Source organism: Streptomyces caelestis (genome assembly GCF_001279005.1).
In the GTDB taxonomy this organism is placed as follows: Bacteria; Actinomycetota; Actinomycetes; order Streptomycetales; family Streptomycetaceae; genus Streptomyces; species Streptomyces heliomycini.
Window position 1 is genome coordinate 1 of the sequence record NZ_LGCN01000009.1, and the last position, 1,997, is coordinate 1,997.

The 1,997-nt window shown below is 72.1% G+C and carries 1 protein-coding gene; it reads right to left on the reverse strand.

Translation table 11 applies throughout. The annotated features are described in order from the left end of the window. The coding region (locus ADK41_RS02425; protein WP_037805345.1) for a polyketide synthase dehydratase domain-containing protein at nt 1-1,997 on the reverse strand (1,997 nt) is incomplete at both ends.

The window sequence follows — 1,997 nt, forward strand, 5'->3', positions numbered from 1 at the left end:
ACCACCAGATGACGGGCCACCACACGACCCAGACCACCCGTACCGCCCGTCACCAACACCGTGCCCCCGGCCACCTCCCAGCCGGAAACCTCCGCACCATCCGCACCAGACGTGGAGGACACCCGCGCCAGACGAGGCACCAGCACCTCACCACCACGCACCGCGACCTCCGCCTCGGCCCCACCCACCGCCAGAGCGGCACCCAACAGCTCGGCCGACAGCACCGCACCCGGCTCGACATCCAGCAGACCGAACCGCCCCGGATGCTCCAGCTGTGCGGATCGCACCAGACCCTTGACCGGAGCGTCCGTCAGGTCGTCGGCGCCTTCGGACCCACCGACGACGAAGACCAGACGGGACGCGGCGAACCTCTCGTCCGCCAGCCACGACCGCACGAGGTCCAGGGCCCGGGCGGCCACCTGGTGCGCCGACTCGACGACGTCCGGCAGCGAGCTCGTCATGGCGACCAGCACAGTGCCGGGTATGTCGTTCGCAGCCAGTGCCTCGAGGTCGGGAGCGGTGGCGGTGACCGGAGCATCCGCGTCGGTGGTGATCGAAGCGAGGATCTCGTGGCCGAGGAGTGCGACCGATTCAGGGGAAAGGGCGCCGGTCACGGCACGGGCCGGCACCCAGTCCACGTGGTAGAGGGACTTCGTGCTGTTCTCGAACCCGCCGTCGGCGACCGAGGCGGACCGTACGACGAGGGACTCCACCGAGGCGACGGGAGCGCCGGCCGGGTCGGCCAACTCCACGGCGAGGCAGTCGTCACCGGTCCTGGTCAGCCGGACCCGCAGGGCCGAGGCGCCGGACGCGTGCAGGCGCACGCCCTCCCAGGAGAAGGGCACCCCGCCGAGCGCGGTGTCGTCGTCGCCACCGAAGGCGAAGGAGGCGTGCAGGGCCGCGTCGAAGAGGGCGGGGTGCAGTCCGAACGTGCCGCCGTCGACGTCGTCGTTCAGCGCCACCTCGGCGAAGACCTCGTCATCCCGGCGCCAGGCGGCCCGCAGGCCCTGGAAGACCGGGCCGTAGCGGAGGCCTGCCTCGGCCAGCAGCTCGTAGCAGTCGGTGACGTCGACCGGGCGTGCGTCCTTCGGTGGCCAGACGGACGTGTCGAAGCCGGTACGCGCGGCGGTCGCGCCCTCGGCCAGTGTGCCTTGCGCGTGCAGGGTCCAGGGGCCGTGGTCGTCGTCCCCGTCGGGCCGCGAGTGAATGGCGACGTTACGGCGCCTCGCCTCATCCGCTTCACCGACGGTGACCTGGATACGGGTGCCGCCCTGGGCCGGCAGGACGAGCGGGGCCGGCAGGGTCAGTTCCTCGACCGTGTCGCAGCCGACCTCGTCGGCCGCGCGGATGGCCAGCTCCAGCAGTGCCGTTCCCGGCACGAGCACCGATCCCCGCACCACGTGGTCGGCCAGCCACGGCTGTGACTGGAGCGACAGCCGGCCGGTGAGCACCATCCCGTCGGTGCCGGCCAGTTCGACGGCCGCGCCCAGCAGCGGGTGCCGCGGGGTGCCGAGGCCCGCCAGGCGGATGTCACCGGTGCCGGTGGCGGATCCCACGGGCCAGAAGTACTCGTGCTGGAAGGCGTACGTCGGCAGGTCCACCGGGCGCCCGCCCGTCCCGTCGAGCACGGCGGCCCAGTCGGCGTGACCGCCGCGGACGTACAGCTCGGCCAACGCCCTTAGGGCGGTGGTGATTTCCTCCCGGTCCTTGCGCAGCACAGGTACGAGGAGTGCGTCGTCGCCGGCGCTTTCGCGGGCCATGCCGCTGAGCACACCGTCCGGCCCCAGCTCCACGAACCGTGTGGCACCCTCCTCCGCCAGGACACGGATCCCGTCGTCGAAGCGCACGGCCTCACGGACATGGGTCACCCAGTAAGCGGGGGTGGTGAGTTCACCGGACGCGGCGATGCGTCCGGTCACGTTGGAGACGACGGGCAGCAGCGGCTCGGCGTAGGACAGTGCCTCGGCGACCGTGCGGAACTCCTCCAGCATCGGCTC